We start from the raw sequence: 25702 nt of genomic DNA, 5'->3' as shown, positions 1-25702 counted from the left end.
CTGTCGGAGCTAAATTTAGCGGGTTCCAACGGAACTGACCATCATTTATTTCACTAATTTTACCAATACCCGGAAATGGTAAATGTGCAAATGCAACGAAGGTTTGCTCTTGAGCAAAACGTTTAAAAATTGCTAAACGAGTTTCACTGGCTTTGACCGGATCGACATCAAAATCAACAGATAACTTGGGTTGTTCAAACTGTAAATGATAGGAATGAACCACATCGCCGAGGATAGCAAAACTTTTAGCTTGCGACTTTAAGATAAAAGAATAATGCCCTGGTGTATGCCCAACACTCGGTAGTACTTCTAATCCATTAATCACAGAACCAACGCTAAAAGTCTTAAAACTCCGCATGGTCTGATAAGGCGCAATCGCAGCTTTAATTTTTGCAACGGTTGCTAAATAACCGTCACGTTTTTCGGCAGCTAAAGTGTTGACGGTGCTTTCACTTAACCAATACTGACTTTCTTGTTCATTGACGTAAATCGTTGCATTTGGAAACACGGCCTTACCTTGTTTCGCAATGCCACATGCATGATCTGGATGTAAATGGGTTAAGAAAACACTGCGTACACGATTAAGCTTATAGCCGGCCGCTTCAATATTTTGTGCAATAGAACCTAAGTTTGGTCCAAAACAACTGGCTGCACCACTATCAACAAGACTGATGCCGCCTTGTCCATCATCAATCAGATAGGCATTGACACTGGTTTGTATGCCTTTGCTCTGATCAACCGCAAGCTTTTGGAATAAAGCACTGACTTCTTCTGGAGTTAAATTTTGTTTAAACAAATCCGGACTTAATTCGAGTGTCCCATCTTTTAAAGCAATGACTTTATATGCACCCACTTGGAAAGGATAAAATCCCATGGGCTGTGTCACATTCGTTTTGATTTCCGTTTGAATAACTGCCGGCTCTGCACTGACAAACTGGCTGGTTAAAAGTGTTGCTGCAAGCACAGCAAAACTAAAATTTTTCATTGTTGACCTATATCACTTTTATTATTTCATGCAATGAAGCAAAGGCTTCAAAATTAAAAATTTTAAACGCCTGTATTGTGCCTGAAATTCAGGCAAATTTTAAGTCTCATACTGGATAAACATAGCACTAACTTGATACAGGCACATGTAAATCATCCTAAACTTTTAGGCCTAATAAAATAAAAGCTGAATGCAAGAAAACTTTAAGCTTAGCATGCTATATTTTCGCCAGTTTTTAAATCTATACGTCTGTACAGTGCTATGAGTGAAATTTCCCCGTTTAAAGGTAAATCTGGACTTAAACGAATTTTAAATGCAACGCAATATTCCCTCGACGGATTCAAAGCTGCTTATCAAAATGAAGCTGCATTTCGACAAATTGTCTGGATGAATATTATACTTATTCCCACCAGTTGCTTACTCGATGTGAGTCGTGTTGAACATGCCCTTATGGTAGTGGTGTGTTTATTTGCCTTAATTGTTGAGTTATTCAATTCTGCTATTGAAGCCGTGGTCGACCGGGTATCTCTAGACAAGCATCCACTTTCTAAAATTGCCAAAGATATGGGAAGTGCCGCTCAATTCGTCGCTTTAGCAATTATTTTTTTTACTTGGTTAATTATCCTTTTGCCTTAAATAAAGGGGGTCTCACTATATTTGCAGGGTTATGCCCTGCTTTTTTATATCGACACACTTCAACAAATGGATTTAAGAAGATTTTAAAGCCATAAAAAAACCCAGCTTTCGCTGGGCTTTTTTTCGAATCAGTTCAATGCTTAGTGAGCAGCGAATTGGTTCATTGTGTTTTTCGCATCGTCACCCGCTTTAAGCGCGTTGTCACCAGCGAAGATTTCTTTGTGGTCGTCACCGATGTCTGAACCAGCCATTGCTTGGTGTTTCACACATGCAATACCACCGCGGATTTCTTTACGTTGTACGCCAGCAACATAAGCCAACATACCTTCAGAACCGAAGTAACCTTGAGCAAGTTCATGCGTAGAAAGTGCAGCTGTGTGGTAAGTCGGAAGTGTAATTAAGTGATGGAACACACCCGCTTCACGAGAAGCATCTGCTTGGAATGTACGAACTTTTTCGTCAGCTTCAGCAGCCAATTCAGAGTTGTCGTACTCAGCGCTCATTAATTTAGCGCGGTCGTATGCAGATACGTCTTTACCTTCAGCAACCCAACGATCGTACGCTTGTTGACGGAAGTTTAATGTCCAGTTGAATGATGGAGAGTTGTTATAAACAAGTTTCGCATTTGGAACAACTTCACGTACACGGTTAACCATGTGAGCAATTTCTTCAACGTTTGGAGTCGCAGTTTCGATCCAAAGAAGGTCCGCACCATTTTGAAGGCTAGATACACAGTCAAGTACAACGCGGTCGATTTGCGTGTCTGGACGGAACTGGTACAAGCCAGAAGCAAGACGTTTTGGACGGTGAAGTTTACCGTTACGCTTGATTAGGATTTCGTCTTCTTGAGCTTCTGAAATGTCAATTTCAGTTGTGTCTAAGTAGCTGATGTATTGAGAAGCGATGTCGCCTGGCTCTTTAACCACTGGGATTTTTTGAGTCAAGTCAGCGCCTTCAGAGTCAGTACGAGCAACGATGATACCGTCATCAAGACCCATTTCTAAGAATGCATAGCGAAGAGCGTGGATTTTCGCGATGAAGTCTTCGTGTGGAACTGTAACTTTACCAGCTTGGTGACCACATTGTTTAGCGTCAGATACTTGGTTTTCGATTTGTAGTGCACAAGCACCCGCTTCGATCATTTTCTTAGCTAGTAAGTAAGTCGCTTCTTCGTTACCGAAACCAGCGTCGATGTCCGCAATAATTGGCACAACGTGAGTTTGGAAGTTGTCGATTTGAGCAGTGATTTCTGCAGCTTTAGCAGTATCACCTGCTTCGTTTGCTTTTTTAAGCGCACGGAATAAGTCGTTTAATTCTTTCGCATCAGCTTGGCGAAGGAAAGTGTAGATTTCTTCGATCAATGCAGGAACTGAAGTTTTTTCGTGCATAGATTGGTCAGGAAGTGGACCGAATTCTGAACGAAGAGCTGCAACCATCCAACCAGAAAGGTAGATATAACGACGTTCAGTTGTACCGAAGTATTTTTTGTTCGCAATCATTTTTTGTTGTGCGATAAAACCGTGCCAGCAACCTAATGATTGAGTGTATTTGCTAGAATCAGCATCATAAGCAGCCATATCACGACGCATAATTGCAGCTGTATATTTCGCAATGTCTAAACCAGTTTTGAAACGGTTTTGCATTTGCATACGTGCAGCATCTTCTGGGCTAATATCGCGCCAAGTGCTTCCGAATTTTGCTTTTAATTCACGGATTGCATCAATCGCTGTTAAGTATGTAGACATGATATGTTCCTGTAATAATATTAGGATTTTTCTGCAACGTAAGGCTAAAATCATACCCTCGAATGATTGTTCAGATTTAGAACACTTCGTTGCGATAGACACAGAGTAGATTGACTAAAAAAATTAATCCAATATTCTGCATTAATTTTCAGTATTTATTTAAAAAATATGTAGATTAAAGTCGTATTATAATAATTAACCAATATTCAGAAGTATTTGTATTTAAATAATTTTATCAATAAATTTGGCTGATTTTTTTGTCTATTTTACAAACACTTCGATGAATTATTCTTCATTAGACTTAAGTCGACTGAGCATTCACTTTTAAAAAAAAAGGCATTTTTTACGCCTTTTTTGCCCAAATTTACCAAACTAAATGCATGGTTATTCCGTCCTCAAATGATTCTGTAAATGAGATATTTCATCTTACTTTTTAGTTTTATGAACATCACTTCGCATAATCAAAATTGCTCCGTATTTTTATTATATTTATTTAAAAATATCGGTCTAAACAGGTAATAAGTGTTTAAGAAATATGTGCTGTCGCTTCAGCAAATTTGTCTAAAAAATGCCGAATTTTAGTACAATAATACACGTCATTTTTTCATCCATTTTTTACACAAGCCTTAGTAGTTATGGCATAATCAGATAAATTTCATGATTTTATTGTCGGTATTTATTTTATGAATCTGGAGCGGGTCGATCTCAATCTATTAATTTATCTTGATGTACTTCTTCGTGAAAAAAATGTGACTCGTGCTGCCGAGCAACTGGGTGTAACTCAGCCTGCGATGAGTAATATTTTACGTCGTCTACGCAACTTATTTAATGATCCACTTCTTATTCGTTCTTCAGAAGGTATGACACCTACAGAACGTGCGCTTGAATTACAGCCACGTATCCGTGATGCACTTTCTGACCTTTCGATGATTTTGGAACCCCGTACCGAGTTCCGCCCTTACACCTCAAATCGTGTCTTCCGCATCATGACTTCAGATTATGCTGAAGCAACACTGGTGCCGCGCCTAGTAAAAGCTTTGCGCTCAGAAGCACCCAATGTGGTTCTCGATTTTTTAACGCCTAGTGATGTGTCTTATCGAGATATGGAACAAGGTAAAGTCGACTTGGCGATTAACCGCTTTAATGAAATTCCGCAAAGTTTCCACCAAGTTTTGGTCTGGCGTGACAGTTTTTCATGCCTTTTAAATGCCAAGCATCCTGCTGCAAATAATTTAAACCTGAAAAGCTATCTGGATGCACAACACATTTGGGTATCTAAAACAGGTATGGGTGTCGGTTTTGGTGTCAATCCTGAAAAACAAGCGGGTCTAGGTTGGATTGATCAGGCTCTAGAACGTATTGGCCAAAAACGTAAAATTTCAGTTTTTACTCGTCATTATCAAATGCCGGGCTTATTGGCCTCGAATGTTGACTTGGTTGCAACTCTGCCAAGCCGTATTGCTCGACTTCAAGCCAAAAGTCAAAACCTGTTACTTCGTGATCCACCATTCTATATTCCTGAATTTGAATTAAAAATGGCTTGGTGTCCATTACTTCATCATCACCCCGCTCATCGCTGGTTACGTCAACTTATCTTGTATGTTGCACGTCAAATGATTGAAGAAGAAAACCGCGAATACTTAATGAATAACTCTCAGTTTTCACAGTATCAGTAATTAATTCTTTAATTCCTTATTAATTCAAACGTATACTGTCACTATATAGGTAGTAGTTAAGACTACTACCTTGCCCATTTTTGTGTTAGAAATACAGAAAAATAGAATGAATCACAAACAGGTGTATTCGTGAGCCTTTTCCAAAATATTGTCATTATTATTCTCCTGATCGTCGGTGCAGGTTTTCTTTCATTAACAGAAATTGCCCTTGCGGGTGCACGAAAAGTAAAACTTAAAATTTTGGCTGAATCTGGAGATTCACGTGCACAACGTGTGCTTGACTTACAAGCCAACTCAGCAGACTTTTTCGCCGCATCACAAATTGGCTTAAATGCCGTGGCAATTCTTGGTGGTATTTTGGGTGAAGGTGCATTTCGTCCTTATTTCATTAGCTTAGTCACTCGTTTTTATCAGGGCCCGTGGACTGAAACCATTGGTTTCACCCTGTCGTTTACTTTAGTCACCTCCTTATTCATTCTATTTGCTGATTTGATGCCAAAACGTTTGGCGATGATCGCACCTGAAAAAATTGCCGTTGCTGTTGTTGACCCGATTCAAATCTTTATTAAGGTGTGTAAGCCAATGGCGTGGGTGATTAATGCCATTGCCAATTTGTTGTTTCGTTTATTCAAAGTGAATACAACACGTGATGACAATATTACCTTTGACGACATTTCAGCCGTGATGGATGCCGGTGCTCAAGCTGGTGTACTTCAAAAGCAAGAACACCACTTTATTGAAAACGTATTTGAGCTGGAAGAACGTAACGTCCCTTCAAGTATGACTACACGTGAAAACGTGGTGTACTTTACCCTAAAAGAATCAGAAGCCAGTATTCGTCAAAAACTCGCTGAATTTCCATATTCGAAGTTTTTGGTCTGTAGTGAAAATATTGATGACGTGATTGGCTATGTGGATGCCAAAGATATTTTGGTTCGTATCCTCAACAATCAGTCACTTCTACAGCTCAATGAAAATACTATTCGTAATGTCCTCACGATTCCAGATACATTAACACTGTCTGAATTACTCGATCGCTTTCGTTCAACCAAAGAAAAATTTGCCGTAGTAATTAACGAATACGCGTTGGTTGTCGGCGTTATTACCCTCTCCGACATTATGATTACCGTGATGGGCGACTGGGTAACACCGATTGAAGCAGAACAACAAATTATTAAACGTGATGCAGATTCTTGGCTTATCGATGGCAGTACACCAATTGAAGATTTAAAGCATGCCCTCGCTTTAGATGAAATGCCCGATGAAGAAAACTATGAAACCCTTGCGGGCTTTATGATGTTTAAACTGCGTAAAATTCCACGTCCAGCTGACTTTGTTACTTATCATGGCTACAAATTTGAAGTTGTTGATGTAGACCACTTTAAAATTGACCAATTATTAGTGACCCGCTTACAACAGACTGAAACTGAACTTGATACACCAGAAGAATCGGATTAATTCGATTCTTCTTTTTTCTAAAATAATAAAATATAAATACGATGGAATACGAAGATGTCTTTTTCACTTAAAGCGATTTTGACTTGCTTTAGTTTTTATACTGGGGCTTATCTGATCTATTATTTTTTCAAAGCTCATCCACAACCTTTATTTCTATTGCTCGGTGTTGCACTGATCGTCACTGCTTGGTTTTTAACGCCTTATCCTTATGAACGCGGTCGACAACAATATGACGAAACCATGCGTTTTGGTCTGTTCTTTTATAATCCCTTAATTTTTTGGTTCCGATTTTTTAGTTGGCCGATTCGGACGCTACTGTCTATTTTTGCTTAAGCGCACTTATTGTGATCAAACTGGATCTACACGCACTTACAGTTCTCTACAGATGTTGAATATATGTAAACAGACCACTTTTTTTGAATAAAAATTAAAATAAATCAAAAAATCCCGCTTCCCTAATACCTTCATTATTAATGACTATTTTTCATCAAAATAGTGATGTATTTCACATTTTCTAACCTTTGTTTTGACTGATGAAATTTCTCTTTATGCTCTGCCCTTGGATTTAAAAACAGCTTTATATTTCAAAGGAATGAACCATGTTAACCGTACTCGGTTTGGGCATGATCTTGTGCTTTATGTATTTGATCATGTCGAAACGCTTAAGCCCACTTGTCGCACTGACTTTAATTCCCCTACTTTTTGCCTTGATTGCGTGGTTACTTGGTTTTTATTTTGACAGCTTGTCACACATACAAATAAATGAAATTGGCGACATGATGATTGAAGGTGTAAAAAAACTTGCACCGACTGGCATCATGCTGCTTTTTGCGATTCTGTATTTTGCCATCATGATTGATACAGGTTTGTTCGACCCTTCGGTGAAATTTATTTTAAAAATGGTCAAAGGTGATCCCTTAAAAGTTGTCCTTGGAACCATTACCCTGACGTTAATTGTCTCTTTGGATGGAGATGGTTCTACAACCTATATGATCTGTGTTGCGGCCATGCTGCCACTCTATAAGCGCTTAGGTATGAGCCCATTGATTATGGCATGTTTGATTATGCTCTCTAGTGGAATTATGAATCTTACACCTTGGGGTGGGCCTACTGCCCGCGCCGCCAGCGCGCTTCATGTCGACCCAAGTGATGTATTTGTTCCGATGGTTTTACCGATGTTATTTGCCATCGGCTGGTTGTACTTCTTAGGAACGATGTATGGTCGCATGGAAAGAAAGCGTCTAGGAATTGTCCAATTGGATATCAGCCATGGTGAAAACATTCAAATCTCCGATAATCCAGAAGCCAACCGCGCAGATCTACGTTGGTTTAATGCACTGTTAACCGTCGTTCTGATGATTTGTCTGGTTTTTAGTATTTTACCTATGCCTATTTTATTCATGGTGGCTTTATGTATTGCGCTAGTCGTCAACTACAAAAATGTCGACTTGCAAAAAAAGTTAATCGCACACCATGCAGGTAGTGCTTTAAACGTGGTCGGTATTATTTTTGCTGCAGGTATTTTTACGGGAATTTTAGCCGGAACAGGTATGGTAGAAGCCATGTCAAAACAGCTTGTGGCGATTATCCCTCAAAGTATGGGTCCGTATTTAGCACCAATCACCGCTGTTATCAGTATGCCGATGACTTTCTTTATGTCAAATGATGCTTTCTATTTTGGGGTTTTGCCGATTCTTTCCGATGCTGCCGCTCATTATGGAATTGCACCTGTAGAAATGGCACGTGCCTCCATCGTAGGGCAACCTGTACACCTACTCTCTCCACTTGTCCCTTCGACCTATTTACTCTGTGGACTTGCGGGTATCGAGTTTGGACAACATCAGAAATTTACCATTATCTGGGCTGTAATCACGTGTTTAGTCATGTTAGCAGCGGGTCTAATCTTTGGAATGTTTCCGTTTTATTCGAGCTTAACTTAAAAAGTTAAAGATAAAAAAAGCACCTGATGGTGCTTTTTTTATGCTTAACATTACGAAACTGGCAAGTGTTTTACACTCACAGGTTCATTTGTAGTGATTAATGCTTTGAAATTAATGCTTCTAGAACAGCTTCATAATGAATACGAATGTCATCTTCTAAAATTTTATAGACATTGTCGAATTGCACCATTGGCCAGCCTTCTTTCCAAAATGGGAAAATATTATGCAGGTCATGAGTCACCGTTGCGTCTTCACGTACAATTGCTTGTGCAACTTGTGACAATACTTGTGCAGTTTCAGCACCATCAATCGCTAAATAATCGATACCACGAACTTTCAAAATACGGATACGGTCTTTCTTATAGCGAATTTTTTTACTTTGGCCTTCATTTAAGCCTAAAGCCAAAGTCACAGCTTCAACAAATTTATCTTCAAATGCTTGATTTAATTTCACCAAAGCTTGTTTATGAGCCTCTTGACGACCAGCTTTCCCCCCACTACGAATCACTTCATTTGCTTCAGTATTTAAAACATCTGATTTCATCGACTGAAGAATGTCTAGAATTTCGATATCGCTTAATGTTTCAGGAGAATGATCAGTCATAAACTGCCTATAAAAACTTAATATTCAATAAGTATGTATTTTCGCATAAAAGCAGCGTGAAAACTGCGACCTTCGCTATAGAAATTGCGTTTTCTCTTATAATGTTCAGATATACAACATGATTTAGAAAAAAAATTCTGTCAAAAATATCGAAATCAACTATATTACTTTCACGCTTTAATATTAACGTCACAATATGGCTCAAAAAAAACCGGCTGCACTTTACCTTCAACAACTGAAACAGCAATATCCAGCAGCCTTTAAACATAATTATTTATTTTATAGCCAACTGAAAACTCAAGGCATTTTAGACGAACTCAAAGAGCTTATTCCTTGGGTTTTGGCGGCGATGATTTTTATTTCTTTGAGCATGAGTATTGGTCATGCAGTGCAACTGTATTTACCTAATATGAGTGAGTTTCGAGCTCATGGTATTGCTGTACTAAGTATTATGTTGTTTTTCATGCTGGTTGTGCCCTTAGTCATCAAGCAAATCAAGCACAGTTCAATGTCACTGTATCAAAGTTTGAAAAATACGCCGTTCAGACTTGCGATCGTGATTTTATTACAATTACTCAATATCGCCTTTTTACAAAGCACCTTTGTTCAATCTGTATTGTTCTTTTTCGCCATGAGTTTCGGCTTTGTGCGTTTTTATAAAGAAAATCTATTCAAAGGTGGAAGTAACACCCAAGAATACTATTTTCTGCATGAAACACGTCGTATTGCTTATTGGTCGTATAAACAAATGCTTAAAGCAAAATTACGTTTAATGCTCAGTAATCCGAATCAAGCAAACTACAAGCGGTTATCTGAGCGCTTTACCCAGTTCCAAAATTTGCACATACAAATGCTACATCAGGAAAATCAGCTGTGTAAAAAGCTAAAGCACCAAAATGTTGAACATTATCTTGATGAGTTAATGAAATAAGTTGACTTTGGTGTAGTGAAAAAAACTTTAATTCACTGCTCAAAATGTCATTCAATACATCAATATTTTTGAATATTTTCAACTTATATGCATGAATTGATTGATTTTAAAACAAACACCATCAAATACACTTGCCAAGGTCCATTTCGTCCTCTATTATTGCGCACATGCCCGAGTGGTGAAATCGGTAGACACAGGGGATTTAAAATCCCCCGCCCACAAAGCGTGCCAGTTCGAGTCTGGCCTCGGGCACCATATCTTATACTTCTAAGATTGGTGCAATAAAAGATCCAGCAATTTGCTGGTTTTTTTATGCCTAAAATTTATAAATCTATTATTATTCAATGCCAATACCTTCAGATTTTGATCTCCCTGCACTACAACTTAAGCATCCCGATGCCTTTTATCAACGGCTGCTGTTTGTGCAATTCAAAATTATGAATCTAACGCCCACTGCACCCGTTTTAATCTTTAGCTTTTGCCTGATACTTTTAATCTCTCTTGGCAGCGCTGTACTTGGGCATATACTTTCAACAGCACTTTCAATTCACGCCCCCAAAATGGCGTTCAATCTTGGTGTATTGATTATTCTTCCTTTGATCTATTGCTATGTTTGGTATGCACATTATCAAGCACGTTTTAGCAGTAAGTTTGCAGTTCAACGTCTGCAAATACAACTGTATCTCCTTGGGGGATTCACACTTATCCTCGCTACTAACTTTAATATCTACAAACAGATGTATTAAACCTCATCAGTCTCTGTGGACTTTTTTTCAGTCTTTTTTTATGTGTATTTACTGAATTATTTTATAAACGTGATAGCAGTGCCATTGAACGAGTAAAACTACAAAAGCTTCGCCAACTGGCATTTTGGTCTTATCAACAATCTTTAAAACAAAAAGAGCATCAAACGTATTTCTACGCCCTACACTTACAAGCCATGCAAGAAGAACAGAAACCATCAGCATCGATCAAATCATCGTTTAAAGATTTTATAGACAAAGCTAAATAATTTTTTAAATCCCTAGACACAAAAAAGCCCTGTCACTACAGGGCTTTTTTTAAAGTTCAATTACCATTCTCGGTTAGCAACCAACTCTTCCATTTCAATATCCATATGGCCTTCGTCTTGCAGCACCATCATCATGGCTTCTGCAATATAATCTGCAGCCGTATCATCCAAAGACGAATCTAAATCTTCAAATTGAGGTTTCATCTTATTGAGCTGTGCAACCGTTTCATTGGCAAAATGGTAGATATCAGTTGAACTTAAATCTGCTTTTGCGATTTTCTTCGCAAATTGAACAACCAATAACTTCACCTCTGCAACCAACACATCTGGGTAATATTCATCATCAAACATGGGTAGCAGTAAATCTGCAAACATACGAAACTCTATCACAAAACATTCAGGGCGCTTATATAACACAAATACTACAATTCACCAAATTTATTGGGATTCAGTATTTTCAAATCACACTGCATTCTGCATGGCTTGCCAAACACGAATCGCATCTACCGTCGCTTTGACATCATGTGCGCGAACCATACATGCACCTTGTTGAATGCTGAGTAAATGCGCTGCAACCGAGCCTACAGCGCGATTTTGTGCATCTGCACCGCCAAGTGCTTCACCGATAAAACGCTTACGTGATAATGCAGACAGGATCGGATAGCCCATGTCATTCAATTGATAGAATTGCTGTAAAAGCTTTAAGTTTTGCTGCGTATTTTTAGCAAAACCAAAACCCGGATCAATCATAATGTTTTCTGCACGCACGCCTGCGTCCAATGCATCTTGCACACGTTGCTTTAATTCATCAATGACATCAGCCACAACATCTTGATACTGATCTAGATTATTCATCGTGGTGGGTTCGCCGCGCATATGCATAATGATCACTGGAATATTCAGTTTTGCAGCTGTTTCTAAGGCATTCGGCCGAGTTAATGCACGTACATCATTCCAGATATGCGCACCAGCCTGAACCGCTGCCTCAATCACCTCAGGTTGCGAGGTATCTATAGAAATCACTACATTGTGTTTGGATAAGGCTTCAACGACGGGTACGACTCTTCGAATTTCTTCTTCAACCTCAACAACAGATGCGCCTGGACGTGTTGACTCACCACCGACATCAATCACTGTCGCGCCATCCACTATCATTTGTAAGGCATGTGCTATAGCTTGGTCTTTACCATTATGTTTGCCACCATCACTAAAAGAGTCCGGTGTGACATTTAAAATCCCCATCACATGTGGCTCTGACAAATCTAATTGCAAATTACCACAGTTTAAAATTTTATTAGGCAAAGACACCAACTTCATATCACACATCCCAGATTTTGCTGCGCTTATTTTAACGCTAAGTTTGCTCAGCATTTCACTTACATGCATTTATTTTCATATAAAAAAACCACCCGAAGGTGGTTTTAAAATTTTATGCTTTTGGCAATGACGGCAATGGTGGTGGAACATCTGGACCATCCGTTGGTGTGACATCAATCACTGGATTTTCAGCGATGTACACTTTTGGTGGTTGAGGTTCACGTCCTTCCATAATGTCACGGATTTGATCACGATCAATGGTTTCCCATTCAAGCAATGCTTTCACCATGGCATGTGCGATATCTTTGTTATTTTCAAGAATATCGCGAGCAACTTTATATTGTTCATCTAAAATGCGGCGAACTTCACGATCAACTTCAAGCTGAGTTGCTTCAGAAATTGTACGACTTCCCAAACCACCCATAAATGATTGCTGTGAATCATCTTCATAAACCATGACGCCCATTTTATCGGACATACCGTATTTAGTAACCATTGCACGTGCCATTTTCGTTGCACGTTCAAAGTCATTTGAAGCACCAGTCGACATTTGGTTAATGAAGACTTCTTCTGCAATACGACCACCAAACAAAATTGAAAGTTCATTCAACATTTTGTCTTTGTAATGGCTGGTTTGGTCATGTTCAGGCAACTGCCAAGTCACACCCAATGCCCAACCACGCGGCATGATTGTCACTTTATGCACAGGGTCTGTACCCGGCAATATTTCAGCAACAATTGCATGACCTGCTTCATGATAAGCCGTCGCACGACGCTCTTCTTCACGAATCACCATCGATTTACGTTCAGGACCCATGTAAAGCTTGTCTTTTGCATCTTCAAAGTCATGCATATCGACCGTGTTCTTGTTACGACGTGCAGCAAACAGTGCCGCTTCGTTTACAAGGTTAGCCAACTGAGCGCCTGAGAAGCCCGGTGTACCACGTGCCAAGACTTTAACATCTACACCAGTCACAGAAGGTAATTTTTTCAAATGTACATTCAGGATTTGCTCACGACCTTTAATATCCGGTAGAGATACCATCACTTGACGGTCAAAACGCCCCGGACGAAGTAAAGCTTTATCCAATACGTCAGCACGGTTTGTTGCAGCAATGACGATAATACCTTCGTTGCCTTCAAAGCCATCCATTTCAACCAACATTTGGTTTAATGTTTGCTCACGCTCATCATTACCACCGCCTGTACCTGAACCACGATGACGACCAACGGCATCGATCTCATCGATGAAAATGATACATGGCGCATGACGCTTTGCTTGTTCAAACATGTCACGGACACGGGACGCACCCACACCTACGAACATTTCAACAAAGTCAGAACCCGAAATACTAAAGAACGGTACTTTCGCTTCACCCGCAATCGCTTTAGCAAGTAAAGTTTTACCTGTACCCGGAGGACCAACCATAAGCACACCTTTCGGAATGCTTGCACCAAGTCGTTTGAACTTAGATGGATCTTTTAGGAAGTCAACGATTTCAACAACTTCTTGTTTAGCTTCATCACAGCCCGCAACATCAGTAAATGTCACTTTGATTTGGTCTTCAGACAGCATTTTTGCTTTTGACTTACCAAAACTCATTGGGCCATTCTTACCACCAGCTCCACCACCCATGTTGCGCATAAAGAACATGAATAACAGAATGATTAAAAGAACAGGGAAACTTGCAATCAGAAGTTGCATCAAAATACTTTGACGCTGTGGCGCTGTACCTTCAACAACAACATTGTTCTTGATTAGGTTCGGCATAAGTTCAGGATCTTGAACCGCAGGACGGATACTTTCAAACTCAGAACCGTTTGATTTTTCGCCACGAATTCTTTCGCCATCAATGGTGACTTGTTTAATCTGACCCGCATTTACGGCTGCCACGAACTCAGAATAGTTCATCGCGGTCGGTTGATTGCGGTCACTGACGTTGCTGAAGATTAAAACCAGCACGCCTAGGATAACCAGCCACAACACGGCATTCTTAAAAAGATCGCTCAAAGCTTTATTCCCATTTCTATCTAATTCGTTCAATCCCATTTATATGGGTGACTCTAATACTTACGCTGCAGAGTAGCTTCGCAATAATTTAAAAACGTACAAAATGCACAATTTTTAACGAGTTGGCAAGTAAACTTTACTTGAAAGCTTTCTTACGTCCCTGCCCGATTAAAAACACTTCTTTAGATCGAGCACGTGAAGCCGCCGGTTTTGCTGTTTTCAGCACATCAAATGTGTCTACAACTTGCTTACGGTATTCATCAAATCCAACACCTTGGAACACTTTAACAACAAATTGTCCATTTGGTCCAAGAACCTTTTGAGCAAAGTCGATTGCTAATTCACAAAGATAGATCTGACGCGGTTGATCTACAGCCTTATTACCTGATGTATTGGGGGCCATATCTGAAATTACAACGTCTACAGTACGTCCATCTAAAATTTTTAACAATTCATCGAACACTTCTTGTTCACGAAAGTCACCTTGCAAGAAGGTCACATCGGGTAAAGCATCCATGGGTAAAATATCAGAAGCAATTACCAAACCTTTGTCGCCAACAAGTTTACCGGCAATTTGCGACCAACTACCTGGTGCAGCACCTAAGTCGACAACGGTCATGCCTGGCTTGATCAATTTGTATTTTTCTTGAATTTCAAGCAATTTATAAGCGGCACGCGCACGATATCCTTCCTTTTGTGCTTTTTTCACAAAGGGGTCATCAAGATGCTCACGCATCCAGTCACGACTACTTTTGGATAATTTCTGGTTAGTAATGCGGGTAGCCATAACTCTCTAAATAAAAAAAACTTCTCAGTCTTGATTGTACGTGAAATTCAGCACTTTTGCAGTAGACATGTGTATCTAAAAAGCATCTTAAATCATGTTTTTTTCAATAATCTTCATCGAGAAAATGCCGATTAAATACAGCGCTTCAACTTTGATTTTGCTATACTAGGTCGTTTTTAAAATTAGGTTATATTTATGGCGGCTTTATCTATTCAAGAACGTAAACGCTTACGTCAAATTGGTCACACCCTAAACCCAGTTGTAATGGTTGCGGACAAAGGCTTATCAGAAAGCGTTGTTGAAGAATTAAACCGTGCGTTAAACGACCATGAGTTAATTAAAGTGAAAGTTGTGGCAGAAGACCGTGAAGCTCGTGCTGCAATGATTACTGAAATTGCGACTGTTTCAGGTTCTGAAGTTGTTCAAACGATTGGTAAGATTGCTTTGATTTACCGCAAAGCGGCAAAACAAAATGCAAAACTGTCTAACCTTGTTCGCTACGCACACCTGTCTAACTAAGCATTTATGGCAAGTTTCGAACTCAGCGCTTTTGATCGTCGCTTTCAGGCTGTATCAGTCGTTGGTGCTATCGAACAACAAAGCCCATATACTTTAAATGTGGGTTATTGGATTCGAGACCCAAACCAACTGATTCAATGGCCTGAATTGGTATCATCTCACCCACGAATCGATTTTTTGTGGGAACAGACCTGCTTAGAAGTTTTTATTGGTGTACGCAACGAAGACTTTTATCGTGAAATCAACCTCTCCCCTTCACAAGCTTGGCAGGTTTACCAGTTTGAAGAATATCGCTATCCAGAAGATATGCCGCCACAAGCTGCTTACGATATCGAACTGAATCAGTTGAAACGGACGCACTATGGTTTAAATGTCAGTCTTGATCTGACAGAATTTATGCTGAAGTACAAACTTAAATGGGAAGATCTCTATATTGGTCTAACTGCAGTACTGAAAACCTCTCAAGGTGAACAGTACTATGCCATGCAGCATAGTAGTCCAAATGCTGACTTTCACAACAAACGTGATTGGCTACATCAGTTCTAAATTTTTAATGTTTTGATCTTCGATAAAAAGCAAAAGTACGATCTTTTGCTTTTTTATTGCCTGTCTATTTTTAAATAACTGCTTTGGACTTAAATGTACCATTCACAATAAGGGAGCCATTAATGACTCCCTTATGCATAGTGCTAACTTGATGTTTAATTCGCTCTCACCCAATCCAGCTCCTTGGAATGACTAGATTTAACTAAAGCGTTTTAAAATTCATGTCATTCACAATTAACTTTTAAGATCTGTGGTTTGATCCGTAACATCAGCTTTCAGTGGTGAAACTTTTTTCCACGCTTCTAAAGTATGTTCCTTAGAACGCTTAAATGTTTCTGTTAGATGATCTTTGTGTTTTCCTGAAATTTGGGTCACATCTTCTTTCAGCTCTTTTCCAAGTTTTGAAAGATCATCAATAACCGTATTAAACTCAGTTTTCACAAATTCTTTGAGTTCACTAAAATCTTTTTGCGATGAACCAAATTGAACTTTTAGCTGATCAAGTTTATTCAACACATCTTGCTTCAACTGACGCAATTGATCTTGCACACTGGCATTCAACTGCTTTGCCTCTGCTCCGATCTTTTCTTTGCTTTCAGTGACCGCTTCTGTGGCTTGGACACTCGCTTCTTTTGCAACTTGTTCAAGCTTTTCAGCACCTTCGATAACGACTTCTTTCAGGGAGGATTTAGCCGCTGTTTGTTTTTGTTGTGTTGCCATGACTTTGTACCTATAGTTTTTGCTGACCGAACCACAATAGCGCTTATTGATAAATTTTAATTTATGATTTGTCTGACAATAATTAATTGCTTACATTTTTCTACGATTTTGCAAAACCAAACTTTATTCTAAAATGCAAGCGCTTTATCTGCTTTATTCCTAATATTTACAATGGACTTTCAGTGGCTTTCTGCGTATAATGCCGTGTTAAGTTCAAGCGAGCAGATGTAAGGAGGGTAGGTTTTTAAGCAGCCTTCCTTTTTTTTCGTCTTCTCGCTTTTTTACAGCCTAAATTTCAGGAGCTTTGGTTTGAGCACCCCAGCAATTTTAGCCCTTGCCGATGGTACTATTTTTAAAGGTACTTCAATTGGCGCATCGGGTAGTACGACTGGTGAAGTCGTTTTCAACACTGCCATGACTGGCTATCAAGAAATTTTGACTGACCCAAGTTATGCACAACAACTTGTGACCCTAACTTACCCACATATCGGTAACACAGGTTGTAATGATGAAGACGCTGAGTCAGGTCGAATTCATAAAGTATGGGCCAACGGATTGATCATTCGTGACCTACCTTTATTGCATAGCAACTTCCGTGCTGAGCAATCACTAAGTGATTACCTTAAACAACACAATGTTGTTGCTATCGCAGATATTGATACTCGTAAATTAACGCGTATTCTGCGATCAAAAGGTGCGCAAAACGGTTGTATCCTTGCTGGTGAAAACGCGACTGAAGAAGAAGCGTTAGCTAAAGCACGTGCTTTTGGTGGTCTTAATGGTTTAGACCTTGCAAAAGAATGCTGTGATCCGACCGGTTTCGAGTGGACTGAAGGCTCTTGGGCGCTTGGTAAAGGTTTCGCTCAACCAGAACTTAAATTCCATGTTGTTGCATACGATTACGGTGTCAAAACCAACATCTTACGTATGCTCGCAGACCGCGGTTGTAAATTGACTGTCGTGCCTGCGCAAACTCCTGCTGCTGATGTACTTGCGCTGAATCCAGATGGCGTGTTCTTATCGAACGGTCCCGGCGATCCAGCAGCATGTGATTATGCAATTGAAGCTGTAAAAACAATTGTAGAAGACGCACGTAATGTACCTGTATTCGGTATTTGCTTAGGTCACCAAATTCTTGCACTTGCATCAGGTGCAAAAACTGTGAAAATGCCTCACGGTCACCACGGTGCTAACCATCCTGTACAAAACTTAGAAAATGGTACAGTGATGATTACTTCTCAAAACCACGGCTTCGCAGTGGATGCAGAAACTCTTCCTGCAAACTTGAAAGCTACGCACAAATCGCTGTTCGACCAAACCCTTCAAGGGATTCATCGTACAGACAAACCTGCGTTCAGTTTCCAAGGTCACCCAGAAGCAAGCCCTGGTCCACATGACTGCGCACCACTGTTCGATCATTTCATCGAACTTATCGAAGCATCTAAGAAGTAATTAAGGAAGCATCATGGCTAAACGTACAGACATTAAAAGCATCTTAATTATTGGTGCTGGTCCGATTGTGATCGGTCAAGCATGTGAGTTTGACTACTCAGGTGCGCAAGCATGTAAAGCCCTTCGTGAAGAAGGTTACCGAGTTATTCTTGTTAACTCTAACCCTGCAACGATTATGACTGACCCTGCAATGGCAGATGCAACGTATATCGAACCGATTACGTGGCAAACTGTTGCAGCGATCATTGAGAAAGAACGCCCAGATGCAGTTCTTCCAACAATGGGTGGTCAAACTGCATTGAACTGTGCCCTCGCCCTTGATGAGCACGGCATTTTAGAAAAATACAATGTTGAATTGATCGGTGCGACTAAAAAAGCAATTGAAAAAGCCGAAGACCGTAAACTCTTCGACCAAGCAATGCGTAAAATTGGTCTTGAATGTCCAAAAGCTGACATCGCTGAATCAATGGAAGAAGCGTTAGAAATTCAAGCACGCTTCGGTTTCCCTGTGATTATCCGTCCATCATTTACGATGGGTGGTTCAGGCGGTGGTATCGCATACAACAAAGAAGAATTTATCGAGATCTGTGAACGCGGTTTCGACCTTTCTCCTACTCACCAACTTTTAATTGATGAATCATTGATTGGTTGGAAAGAGTACGAAATGGAAGTTGTTCGTGACAAAAACGACAACTGTATCATTGTATGTACCATTGAAAACTTTGACCCAATGGGCGTGCACACAGGTGACTCAATCACTGTTGCCCCTGCACAAACATTAACAGACAAAGAATTCCAACTTTTACGTAATGCCTCTTTAGCAGTACTTCGTGAAATTGGTGTAGAAACGGGTGGTTCGAACGTTCAGTTCGGTATTAACCCGAAAGATGGCCGTATGGTTGTGATCGAGATGAACCCTCGTGTTTCTCGTTCATCTGCTTTGGCATCTAAAGCAACCGGTTTCCCAATTGCAAAAATTGCAGCGAAATTGGCAGTCGGTTATACCCTTGATGAATTGAAAAATGACATCACTGGCGGTACAACTCCTGCATCATTCGAACCTGCGATTGACTATGTTGTGACTAAGATTCCTCGTTTCAACTTCGAGAAATTCCCACAAGCTGATGCAACTTTAACTACACAGATGAAATCTGTGGGTGAAGTCATGGCAATTGGCCGTAACTTCCAAGAGTCAGTACAAAAAGCGCTTCGTGGTCTTGAAGTGGGTGCTGCTGGCTTTGATGAAAAAATCGAAGTGGGTACTGAAGGTGCGAAAGAGAAAATCCTTCAAGAACTTAAAGTGCCTGGTCCTGAGCGTATTTGGTACGTTGGCGATGCATTCCGTCATGGTTTCACGTTAGATGAAGTGTTCGCTGCGACGAATATTGACCGTTGGTTCTTGATCCAAATCGAAGACATCATCAAAACTGAAGAGAAAATCAAATCTTTAGGTTTTGGTGACTTAAACGCTGACAACATCCGTTCGTTCAAACGCAAAGGTTTATCTGACCTTCGCATTGCGGACTTGATGGGCATTTCACAAAAACAATTCCGTAAACACCGTTGGAACTTGGGCGTAACTCCAGTTTACAAACGTGTAGATACATGTGCTGCAGAGTTTGAATCTGACACAGCTTACATGTACTCAACTTACGATGAAGAATGTGAAGCAAACCCATCGAACCGTGACAAAATCATGGTCATCGGTGGTGGTCCAAACCGTATTGGTCAAGGTATCGAGTTCGATTACTGCTGTGTACACGCTGCCCTTGCAATGCGTGAAGACGGCTATGAAACTATCATGGTGAACTGTAACCCTGAAACGGTTTCTACGGATTACGACACATCAGATCGTTTGTACTTCGAACCAATCACTTTGGAAGATGTACTTGAAATCGTACGTATCGAGAAGCCTAAAGGCATTATCGTTCAGTACGGTGGTCAAACTCCGCTTAAATTGGCTCGTGCTTTGGAAGAAGCAGGTGCGCCAATTATCGGTACATCACCTGACGCGATTGACCGTGCGGAAGACCGTGAACGTTTCCAACAAATGATTCAACGTCTGCAACTTCGTCAACCAAACAACAGCATCGTTAAATCTGCTGAAGAAGGTATGGCTGAAGCAGCTAAAGTTGGCTACCCACTTGTAGTACGTCCTTCTTATGTCCTTGGTGGCCGTGCGATGGAAATCGTGTACAACGACGAAGAATTGAAACGTTACTTACGTGATGCGGTTCAAGCATCTAACGAAGCGCCAGTACTTCTTGACCACTTCCTAGATGATGCGATTGAAGTTGACGTAGACTGCGTATCTGACGGTAAAGACGTTGTGATCGGCGGTATCATGCAGCACATCGAACAAGCTGGTATTCACTCAGGTGACTCAGCATGTTCTATTCCTCCTTACTCTTTATCTAAAGAAGTTCAGGACGAAATGCGCCGTCAAACGATTGCAATGGCGAAAGAGCTTGGCGTAATTGGTTTGATGAACGTTCAGTTTGCGGTTAAAGGTACTGACGTATACATTCTAGAAGTAAACCCACGTGCATCACGTACTGTTCCATTCGTATCTAAGTGCATTGGTGAATCTTTAGCGAAAGTTGCTGCGCGTTGTATGGCTGGTCAATCTTTAGAATCTCAAGGATTCACTACAGAGATTATTCCTGAACACTTCTCTGTAAAAGAAGCAGTGTTCCCATTCAACAAATTCCCTGGTGTTGACCCAATTCTTGGCCCTGAGATGAAATCTACAGGCGAAGTGATGGGTGTAGGCAAAACATTTGGTGAAGCGTTCTATAAAGCTGTGTTAGGCTCTAATGACCGTTTACCTGGCCTACCAACAGAAGGCGAAGTTAAACATGCATTCTTATCTGTTCGTCATTCTGACAAGCCTCGTGCTGTTGGTATTGCGAAACAGTTAACAGATCTTGGCTTCAAAGTCATCGCTACTGGCGGTACTTATGATGTGATTAAAGATGCTGGTATTGAATGTGAACGTGTGAACAAAGTGACTGAAGGCCGTCCTAATATCGTAGACCGCTTGAAAAATGGCGAAGTTCACCTCATTATCAATACAACTGAAGGCAAACAGGCTCAAGAAGATTCATTCTCGATCCGTCGCTCTGCATTACAAGGTAAAGTGTATTACACAACTACCCTTAACGGTGCTGATGCAGTATGCCAAGCTTTAGCAATCAAATTGCCAATGGATGTATACCGCTTACAAGACCTTACTAAAGGTTAATTAAGTTACCGAGAAGTCCCGCCACCTCTCGGTGGCGGGCTTTTTTTCATTTCTAGGTCAGTAAAAATTTTACTGATTTTTTCTTTTTACAAACATGAGGGACAACAATGCAACGTTATCCTATGACTCCCGAAGGCAAAATTGCCCTAGAGAAAGAATTACAGCAACTTAAAAGTGTTGATCGTCCACGTATTACTGCAGCAATTGCTGAAGCGCGTGAACATGGGGATTTGAAAGAAAACGCTGAATACCACGCTGCTCGCGAGCAACAAGGTTTCTGTGAAGGCCGTATCCAAGATATCGAAGGTAAATTGGGTGCTTGCCAAGTGATTGATGTTAAATCACTTGAGCAAAATGGCCGTGTGGTTTTCGGTGTGACAGTGACCATTGAAAACTTAGATACTGAAGAACAAAAGACTTATAAAATCGTTGGTGATGACGAAGCAGATTTTAAAATCAACAAAATCTCTGTGAATTCTCCAATTGCGCGTGGTCTTTTGGGTAAAAACGAAGGCGACGATGTAAAAATCAACACACCACAAGGTGAAGTTGAGTATGAAATTTCTAAAGTTGAATATCTTTAATTCATTAAGATAAGCAATTTTAAGCCCCTCTTTTGAGGGGTTTTTTATTGTTCTATGTTTTTGCTTAGCCCAATGTATGCTATCGAGTGACCAAAATGTACGTTCAGCAACAATAGTCGACTGAATACGTCATTGTTCAACTGGCTTATTTCATTAAAGTGTTATCTAAAACAAAAAGAGTCATAACACACGATGAAATTTGGACATGCAAGCCGAACGGCACAAGCTGCTGCTGCCATTCGCGCAAATCATTATTTATATGCTAACCAACCTGTTTTTTCCGACCCTTATGCCTTTCATTTAACCAGTCCAATTTGGCGTCGACTGCTTTCAAATCGTACATGTATAAAGGCGTTAAATAGCAAAATACCCAACCAAACATTTGGATTACTCACCGCACAGGTTGTGGCACGTTCACGCTATGCCGAAGATCAATTAGAAAAGGCAGTACAACAAGGAATTAAACAATATGTGCTGATTGGTGCAGGTTTAGATTCTTTTGTCCTCCGATTAGCGCAGAAATACTCAGATATTAAAATTTTTGAGGTTGATCACCCAGATACTCAAACATTAAAAATACGAAGTTTACAGAAACTCGGACATATTCCAGACCATGTTGATTTTGTTTCGATTGATTTTGAAAAAGAAAATTTAGTGTATGCCTTAAAACGGAGTTCTTATAATACCGAGCAACCCGCTTTCTTTTCTTGGCTTGGAACGACGCATTACTTAAAACCAGAAACAACTATGAGCACCTTGCAAACCATTGCCGAATTTGCAGCCTCAGGTAGCGAATTGGTTTTAGATTATTCCATTCCCTATCAAGATTTAACTGGTATAGAGCGTGTCGGATCATTTGCTGTTTCCAAATTTACTAATTTTTTAAGTGAACCCATTATTGGGTCATTTCACAGTGATGAGTTACACCGTGCCGTGACAAAACTGGGTTATATAGTCTTAGAAGATTTATCTGCACATGACATTACACAGCGTTATTTTGCAAATCGTAATGATGGAATACGACATACTCAAGCCACGCATTTGCTGCATTTAAAACGTGCTTAAGCATTTATCTGTAGTCGACATTTATAGTGAGTCAGCTAAAATAGTCACGCGAATCATTATTGCTATTAAACGTTATGTCTGAAAAATTGATTAATTCACCTGTAAATCATTGGTGTGAGTTTGAGTTCATCTCTAAAACAGTGAAGAACCCTAATATTCACATCAAAGGTAATTATTCATATTATTCTGCATATTGGGATCAAGGTTTTGAGCGCTGTGTGGTGCGTTATTTGCATGATAAACCTGCAACAGCTGAGAAGCCGATAGACCAGCTACATATCGGTAATTTTGTCTGCTTTGGCGCAGAATGCGTGATTATGATGGGCGGTAACCAACTCCACCGAACAGACTGGATTTCAGCCTTTCCGTTTGATACACGGAGTTTTGTCCCTGCGGGTGATACAATCATTGGTGATGGCTGCTGGATCGGCTCACGCGCCATGATTATGCAAGGCGTTACACTCGGTGAAGGTGCTGTGGTGGCTACAGGCGCTGTGGTAACTAAAGATGTACCACCTTATGCTGTTGTAGGCGGCGTGCCTGCTCAAATTATTAAATATCGCTTTTCTGAAGAAGATATCAAAAAACTGCTTTCCCTTAAGCTCTATGACTTAGATGAAAAGCAGTTTTTAAAGATGCGAGAGCAGTTGCAGACGGATAACATTGAATATATAGTAGAATTCTTAAACAATTAAACCCATGATTAAATTATTAAAATTCCTAAAGATTCTATATGCAAAGTATTTTGAGTTTTGTAAGTGAAAATCCTGTTTTCTTCACCATATTATTTACACTTTCAAATATCTTATGGATGATATTTTCTTTTTACCAAAAACAAAAAAATGATAAATCTTTAATTGATTATAAAGCTGAAAAAGACAAAGATTTGGAAAGCTTAAAACATAGTTTTGATTTAAAACTAGAAACAAAGAAAAAGAATTTTGGTATCAAGCAAGAAATTTATGGCGACTTCTTTAGTAAATTAGACAAATTTCATTCAAAAGCACAAATCGACTCACAAAAGTCAATCAACCTTTATATGCAAAAATTTTTGATTGATCTTTTTAATGCTTCTGAAAAAAATGATCCCAATATGATAGCTCAAGTTACTAGTGAGTATCATCAAAATATCCAAAGCTTATTTGCAAATTTATCTAAAGAGCTAAATACATTACAAAATGAATGCAATCGCTTGAAATTCTTTGCCCCTGATGCCATAAGAGACAAATTAGCTGAAATAACAATTGGCTATAAAAACGTTTTCGAAATGACAACTCAGTATATAAGTAACATCTCTAAACTATTTTTTGATGAATCCGCACAAAATGAGATAACCCAAAAATTTACAGTAGATATTCAACCCATTTCAGAAAAATTAAAAAATGACATGGAAGAAATTGAAAAAATACTAAGATCAGATTTATTTTCATAAAAATAGCCACTTAGGTTGAGTGGTTTTTTTAATCATACAATAGCTATTACATGTTTTAAAATAATAGCCCTGCACTATCATTATGAAATTTAGATTTTTTAGTCATAAGTTGTGCAAGGGATTTTGATAGATATAAATCAATTTATTTAAAAGAGTGAACACTTTCTTTTCCAATGAACACCTTCCCATGCAGTTTCAATATTCTCAAAATTATCTTTAGGCCAGTTTAATTGGATATCTATCATTTCTATTTATATTCATAAAGTTAACTATGTATTGAGTATAGCAGTAGCGCTATAAATTAACATTTAACACATGAGCATCTCGTAATTTGTCATAGCCTTTTCTCCAAATTCATTCTATAAAGAACTCACAAAATAAAAAGATCACTACTTTTCAGGATGAATGATGACGAGAACCACTCAATTCTCAGGCATATTTATACTTTCCCTGCTGGCAGCAGTCGTCGCAACTTTTTGCGATGCGATTCATGTCTATACCCAAACGCTTAATTATCCCAACCCATTATTTTTCCATCAGGCTTGGTGGGTATTTCCAGGCTTTTTTATTGCCTTTGCTTTCATGGCATTTAGCTATATTCAACTTACACAACGACTTAAACACTATGTGATGACTCAGCTCAGTTGCCATCATGACGGCACTGCGCCCCTCGTCGAAAGCCTAATACTATTTGCCATAGTCTATATACTCAGCGGATTTGGCAATTTTCATCCAGAAGCACTTTGTTGGATTTTCTATATTAGCTTTTTTATTCGCTGGTTATTTAGCTATGAGCGTACATGGCTACTGATATTAGCTATTATGCTTGCCATTGGTGGGATGTTCTTTGAAGGACTATTGGCTGAGTTTGCTTTAGTTAAATATCGCTATTCAGAAGTTTTTAATGTGCCGTATTGGCTCGGTGGCGTATATATGCATGGCGCATTTGCCTTACGTGCAGGTATGCGTCGTTTTGTTTATCGTTAATTTTTTAAATTTGGAAAATTGAGACATAAAAAAAGACCACTCAATCGGAGT

General features: G+C 39.6%; 25 protein-coding genes and 1 tRNA gene. 17 read left to right on the top strand and 9 right to left on the bottom strand.

Features of this window, described 5'->3' with window-relative positions; all coding sequences use genetic code 11:
- Positions 1-985, bottom strand: a 985-nt coding sequence (locus FTV50_RS01515; RefSeq protein WP_218950693.1) for an MBL fold metallo-hydrolase, incomplete at its 3' end; no start/stop codon positions are given.
- Between the two features lie 261 nt (positions 986-1246).
- Here FTV50_RS01515 and FTV50_RS01510 point away from each other — a divergent pair.
- The gene (locus tag FTV50_RS01510) at positions 1247-1621 is read left to right on the top strand and encodes a diacylglycerol kinase (protein ID WP_180023249.1); all 375 of its coding nucleotides are present in this window, start codon (positions 1247-1249) and stop codon (positions 1619-1621) included.
- Positions 1622-1761: 140 nt separating this feature from the next.
- Here FTV50_RS01510 and FTV50_RS01505 read toward each other — a convergent pair whose 3' ends face one another.
- Complete coding sequence (locus FTV50_RS01505; protein WP_078192152.1) at positions 1762-3366, bottom strand: isocitrate lyase; 1605 nt, start codon at positions 3364-3366, stop codon at positions 1762-1764.
- A 683-nt stretch (positions 3367-4049) separates the two neighbouring features.
- On the opposite strand from FTV50_RS01505, the gene FTV50_RS01500 reads away from it, so the two are divergent.
- The 4 genes from FTV50_RS01500 to FTV50_RS01485 all read left to right on the top strand — a co-directional run bounded on the left by FTV50_RS01500 (position 4050) and on the right by FTV50_RS01485 (position 8440).
- On the top strand, positions 4050-5042 hold the full coding sequence (locus FTV50_RS01500; protein ID WP_078191331.1) for a LysR family transcriptional regulator: 993 nt from the start codon (positions 4050-4052) through the stop codon (positions 5040-5042).
- Between the two features lie 129 nt (positions 5043-5171).
- Positions 5172-6500, top strand: a complete 1329-nt coding sequence (locus FTV50_RS01495; RefSeq protein ID WP_180023248.1) for a hemolysin family protein — start codon at positions 5172-5174, stop codon at positions 6498-6500.
- A gap of 54 nt (positions 6501-6554) precedes the next feature.
- On the top strand, positions 6555-6833 hold the full coding sequence (locus FTV50_RS01490) for a hypothetical protein (RefSeq protein WP_078191333.1): 279 nt from the start codon (positions 6555-6557) through the stop codon (positions 6831-6833).
- 266 nt (positions 6834-7099) lie between these two features.
- Positions 7100-8440 (top strand): CitMHS family transporter, encoded by a 1341-nt coding sequence (locus FTV50_RS01485; protein ID WP_180023247.1) that lies wholly within the window; start codon positions 7100-7102, stop codon positions 8438-8440.
- A 97-nt stretch (positions 8441-8537) separates the two neighbouring features.
- Here FTV50_RS01485 and FTV50_RS01480 read toward each other — a convergent pair whose 3' ends face one another.
- Positions 8538-9044 (bottom strand): hypothetical protein, encoded by a 507-nt coding sequence (locus FTV50_RS01480; RefSeq protein WP_078191335.1) that lies wholly within the window; start codon positions 9042-9044, stop codon positions 8538-8540.
- Between the two features lie 196 nt (positions 9045-9240).
- Between FTV50_RS01480 and FTV50_RS01475 the strand changes: the two genes are divergently transcribed.
- The 3 genes from FTV50_RS01475 (at position 9241) to FTV50_RS01465 (ending at position 10721) form a co-directional block, all read left to right on the top strand.
- Entirely contained in the window at positions 9241-9975 is a 735-nt protein-coding gene (locus tag FTV50_RS01475) for a hypothetical protein (protein WP_180023246.1), read from the top strand.
- A 169-nt stretch (positions 9976-10144) separates the two neighbouring features.
- Positions 10145-10230, top strand: a tRNA-Leu gene (locus FTV50_RS01470).
- A gap of 89 nt (positions 10231-10319) precedes the next feature.
- Positions 10320-10721, top strand: a complete 402-nt coding sequence (locus tag FTV50_RS01465) for a hypothetical protein (RefSeq protein WP_180023245.1) — start codon at positions 10320-10322, stop codon at positions 10719-10721.
- A gap of 48 nt (positions 10722-10769) precedes the next feature.
- On the opposite strand, the gene FTV50_RS01460 is transcribed toward FTV50_RS01465, so the two are convergent.
- From FTV50_RS01460 to rlmE, 5 genes are all read right to left on the bottom strand, one after another.
- Positions 10770-10943, bottom strand: coding sequence for a hypothetical protein (locus FTV50_RS01460; protein ID WP_180023244.1), 174 nt, complete (start codon positions 10941-10943; stop codon positions 10770-10772).
- Between the two features lie 104 nt (positions 10944-11047).
- Complete coding sequence (locus FTV50_RS01455; RefSeq protein WP_078191338.1) at positions 11048-11362, bottom strand: DUF5713 family protein; 315 nt, start codon at positions 11360-11362, stop codon at positions 11048-11050.
- Between the two features lie 87 nt (positions 11363-11449).
- The gene (gene folP / locus FTV50_RS01450) at positions 11450-12304 is read right to left on the bottom strand and encodes a dihydropteroate synthase (RefSeq protein ID WP_218950692.1); all 855 of its coding nucleotides are present in this window, start codon (positions 12302-12304) and stop codon (positions 11450-11452) included.
- 112 nt (positions 12305-12416) lie between these two features.
- Positions 12417-14315, bottom strand: a complete 1899-nt coding sequence (ftsH, locus tag FTV50_RS01445; RefSeq protein ID WP_218950691.1) for an ATP-dependent zinc metalloprotease FtsH — start codon at positions 14313-14315, stop codon at positions 12417-12419.
- Between the two features lie 136 nt (positions 14316-14451).
- On the bottom strand, positions 14452-15102 hold the full coding sequence (gene rlmE, locus FTV50_RS01440; RefSeq protein WP_078192159.1) for a 23S rRNA (uridine(2552)-2'-O)-methyltransferase RlmE: 651 nt from the start codon (positions 15100-15102) through the stop codon (positions 14452-14454).
- A 195-nt stretch (positions 15103-15297) separates the two neighbouring features.
- Here rlmE and FTV50_RS01435 point away from each other — a divergent pair, with 195 nt between their 5' ends.
- A complete protein-coding gene (locus tag FTV50_RS01435) occupies positions 15298-15621 on the top strand; it encodes a YhbY family RNA-binding protein (RefSeq protein WP_078191340.1) in 324 nt (107 codons plus the stop codon).
- Between the two features lie 6 nt (positions 15622-15627).
- Positions 15628-16167, top strand: a complete 540-nt coding sequence (locus tag FTV50_RS01430; RefSeq protein ID WP_180023243.1) for a DOMON-like domain-containing protein — start codon at positions 15628-15630, stop codon at positions 16165-16167.
- Between the two features lie 234 nt (positions 16168-16401).
- Here the strand turns inward: FTV50_RS01430 and FTV50_RS01425 are convergent, their stop codons facing one another.
- Positions 16402-16887 carry a hypothetical protein gene (locus tag FTV50_RS01425; RefSeq protein WP_180023242.1) on the bottom strand — a complete coding sequence of 162 codons (486 nt, stop codon included), beginning with the start codon at positions 16885-16887 and terminating at the stop codon, positions 16402-16404.
- Positions 16888-17196: 309 nt separating this feature from the next.
- Between FTV50_RS01425 and carA the strand changes: the two genes are divergently transcribed.
- The 7 genes from carA to FTV50_RS01390 all read left to right on the top strand — a co-directional run bounded on the left by carA (position 17197) and on the right by FTV50_RS01390 (position 25651).
- Positions 17197-18339: a glutamine-hydrolyzing carbamoyl-phosphate synthase small subunit gene (gene carA, locus FTV50_RS01420; RefSeq protein WP_078192162.1), complete on the top strand. Its 1143-nt coding sequence runs from the start codon at positions 17197-17199 to the stop codon at positions 18337-18339.
- A gap of 13 nt (positions 18340-18352) precedes the next feature.
- On the top strand, positions 18353-21583 hold the full coding sequence (gene carB / locus FTV50_RS01415; RefSeq protein ID WP_180023241.1) for a carbamoyl-phosphate synthase large subunit: 3231 nt from the start codon (positions 18353-18355) through the stop codon (positions 21581-21583).
- Positions 21584-21690: 107 nt separating this feature from the next.
- Complete coding sequence (greA, locus tag FTV50_RS01410) at positions 21691-22167, top strand: transcription elongation factor GreA (protein WP_078192164.1); 477 nt, start codon at positions 21691-21693, stop codon at positions 22165-22167.
- A 192-nt stretch (positions 22168-22359) separates the two neighbouring features.
- Complete coding sequence (locus FTV50_RS01405) at positions 22360-23232, top strand: class I SAM-dependent methyltransferase (RefSeq protein ID WP_180023240.1); 873 nt, start codon at positions 22360-22362, stop codon at positions 23230-23232.
- Between the two features lie 74 nt (positions 23233-23306).
- Positions 23307-23927, top strand: coding sequence for a CatB-related O-acetyltransferase (locus FTV50_RS01400; RefSeq protein ID WP_180023239.1), 621 nt, complete (start codon positions 23307-23309; stop codon positions 23925-23927).
- A 38-nt stretch (positions 23928-23965) separates the two neighbouring features.
- Positions 23966-24664 (top strand): hypothetical protein, encoded by a 699-nt coding sequence (locus FTV50_RS01395; RefSeq protein ID WP_180023238.1) that lies wholly within the window; start codon positions 23966-23968, stop codon positions 24662-24664.
- Between the two features lie 408 nt (positions 24665-25072).
- Complete coding sequence (locus FTV50_RS01390) at positions 25073-25651, top strand: hypothetical protein (protein WP_180023237.1); 579 nt, start codon at positions 25073-25075, stop codon at positions 25649-25651.
- The last annotated feature ends 51 nt before the right edge of the window (positions 25652-25702 follow it).

This window comes from Acinetobacter sp. YH1901134 (genome assembly GCF_013416965.1).
GTDB lineage: Bacteria > Pseudomonadota > Gammaproteobacteria > Pseudomonadales > Moraxellaceae > Acinetobacter > Acinetobacter amyesii.
The sequence above is the reverse complement of the archived record's forward strand: the minus strand, read 5'-3'. Positions and strand labels throughout refer to the sequence as shown.

Excerpts from the sequence above, each read along its gene's own strand:
- FTV50_RS01510 (WP_180023249.1), top strand. The coding sequence starts at position 1,247 with ATGAGTGAAATTTCCCCGTTTAAAGGTAAATCTGGACTTAAACGAATT.
- FTV50_RS01505 (WP_078192152.1), bottom strand. The coding sequence starts at position 3,366 with ATGTCTACATACTTAACAGCGATTGATGCAATCCGTGAATTAAAAGCA.
- FTV50_RS01500 (WP_078191331.1), top strand. The coding sequence starts at position 4,050 with ATGAATCTGGAGCGGGTCGATCTCAATCTATTAATTTATCTTGATGTA.
- FTV50_RS01490 (WP_078191333.1), top strand. The coding sequence starts at position 6,555 with ATGTCTTTTTCACTTAAAGCGATTTTGACTTGCTTTAGTTTTTATACT.
- FTV50_RS01485 (WP_180023247.1), top strand. The coding sequence starts at position 7,100 with ATGTTAACCGTACTCGGTTTGGGCATGATCTTGTGCTTTATGTATTTG.
- FTV50_RS01480 (WP_078191335.1), bottom strand. The coding sequence starts at position 9,044 with ATGACTGATCATTCTCCTGAAACATTAAGCGATATCGAAATTCTAGAC.
- FTV50_RS01475 (WP_180023246.1), top strand. The coding sequence starts at position 9,241 with ATGGCTCAAAAAAAACCGGCTGCACTTTACCTTCAACAACTGAAACAG.
- FTV50_RS01465 (WP_180023245.1), top strand. The coding sequence starts at position 10,320 with ATGCCAATACCTTCAGATTTTGATCTCCCTGCACTACAACTTAAGCAT.
- FTV50_RS01460 (WP_180023244.1), bottom strand. The coding sequence starts at position 10,943 with ATGCTGATGGTTTCTGTTCTTCTTGCATGGCTTGTAAGTGTAGGGCGT.
- FTV50_RS01455 (WP_078191338.1), bottom strand. The coding sequence starts at position 11,362 with ATGTTTGCAGATTTACTGCTACCCATGTTTGATGATGAATATTACCCA.
- folP (WP_218950692.1), bottom strand. The coding sequence starts at position 12,304 with ATGAAGTTGGTGTCTTTGCCTAATAAAATTTTAAACTGTGGTAATTTG.
- rlmE (WP_078192159.1), bottom strand. The coding sequence starts at position 15,102 with ATGGCTACCCGCATTACTAACCAGAAATTATCCAAAAGTAGTCGTGAC.
- FTV50_RS01435 (WP_078191340.1), top strand. The coding sequence starts at position 15,298 with ATGGCGGCTTTATCTATTCAAGAACGTAAACGCTTACGTCAAATTGGT.
- FTV50_RS01430 (WP_180023243.1), top strand. The coding sequence starts at position 15,628 with ATGGCAAGTTTCGAACTCAGCGCTTTTGATCGTCGCTTTCAGGCTGTA.
- FTV50_RS01425 (WP_180023242.1), bottom strand. The coding sequence starts at position 16,887 with ATGGCAACACAACAAAAACAAACAGCGGCTAAATCCTCCCTGAAAGAA.
- carB (WP_180023241.1), top strand. The coding sequence starts at position 18,353 with ATGGCTAAACGTACAGACATTAAAAGCATCTTAATTATTGGTGCTGGT.
- greA (WP_078192164.1), top strand. The coding sequence starts at position 21,691 with ATGCAACGTTATCCTATGACTCCCGAAGGCAAAATTGCCCTAGAGAAA.
- FTV50_RS01405 (WP_180023240.1), top strand. The coding sequence starts at position 22,360 with ATGAAATTTGGACATGCAAGCCGAACGGCACAAGCTGCTGCTGCCATT.
- FTV50_RS01400 (WP_180023239.1), top strand. The coding sequence starts at position 23,307 with ATGTCTGAAAAATTGATTAATTCACCTGTAAATCATTGGTGTGAGTTT.
- FTV50_RS01395 (WP_180023238.1), top strand. The coding sequence starts at position 23,966 with ATGCAAAGTATTTTGAGTTTTGTAAGTGAAAATCCTGTTTTCTTCACC.
- FTV50_RS01390 (WP_180023237.1), top strand. The coding sequence starts at position 25,073 with ATGACGAGAACCACTCAATTCTCAGGCATATTTATACTTTCCCTGCTG.